The organism is Allokutzneria sp. NRRL B-24872 (genome assembly GCF_002155965.1).
Lineage (GTDB): Bacteria > Actinomycetota > Actinomycetes > Mycobacteriales > Pseudonocardiaceae > Allokutzneria.
The window spans coordinates 1-881 of the sequence record NZ_MUMH01000412.1; the positions used below are offsets into that span (position 1 = coordinate 1).

General features: G+C 76.7%; 2 protein-coding genes. Both read left to right on the forward strand.

Annotated features, from left to right (window positions below; translation table 11 throughout):
• The coding region (locus CCN37_RS38380; RefSeq protein WP_143262080.1) for an MBL fold metallo-hydrolase at positions 1 to 603 on the forward strand (603 nt) is incomplete at its 5' end.
• Positions 604 to 635: 32 nt separating this feature from the next.
• Positions 636 to 830 (forward strand): hypothetical protein, encoded by a 195-nt coding sequence (locus tag CCN37_RS38385; protein ID WP_143262081.1) that lies wholly within the window; start codon positions 636 to 638, stop codon positions 828 to 830.
• The last annotated feature ends 51 nt before the right edge of the window (positions 831 to 881 follow it).

Consider the following 881-nt stretch of genomic DNA (forward strand, 5'->3'; position numbering starts at 1 on the left):
GAGCTGACCCTGGTCGACGCCGGCTGGGCCGGCACGGCGGACGGCATCGACGCCGCCATACCGTCCGCCGGCCTCGACCCGGACCCGCTGCGCCGGATCGTGCTGACCCACTGTCACCGGGACCACGTGGGCTCGGCCCAGGAGCTGGCGGACCGGCACGGCGCCGAGATCCTCGCGCACCGGCTCGACGCTCCGGTGATCCGGGGCGAGGCCCCGGTCCCGGAGCCCGACCTCCTGGACTGGGAGCGCCCCCTCTTCGAGCACGGTCTGAGCACGCCCGAGGCGCCGCCGACCCGGGTCGACCGGGAGGTCGAGGACGGCGAGGAGCTGGGCTTCGGCGACGGCGCCGTGGTGGTGCACGCCCCGGGCCACACCCCCGGCTCGATCGCCGTCCACCTGCCGCGCCACGGCGTGCTGTTCGCCGGGGACACGGTGGCGTCGGTGCAGGGCGTGACGTTCGGCGTGTTCCACGTCGACCGCGCGCTCGCCCTGGACTCGATGCGGGCGCTCGCGAGGCTCGCCCCCTCGGTGCTGTGCTGCGGACACGGGGCACCGGTGACCTCGGACACGGCGGCCCAGCTCACGGCTGCGGCCCGGCAGTGAGGGGTCGGCCCACCGGGACGCCCGCCTCCAGGTTGAGGACAGCGGACGGGGGGCAGCAGCTCCGCGGCTGGCGGTTCGTCACCGAGGAGGAGGCCGCGGAGCTGCTGCCCCCCGTCCGCTACCGCCGCCTCCGCTGGGCCCTGCGCGCCCGCGAACGCGGCACGGTCCTCAACCTGGAGGCGGCCGTCCCGGTGGGCCGACCCCTCACTGCCGGGCCGCACCCGTGAGCTGGGCCGCCGTGTCCGAGGTCACCGGTGCCCCGTGTCCGCAGCACAGCA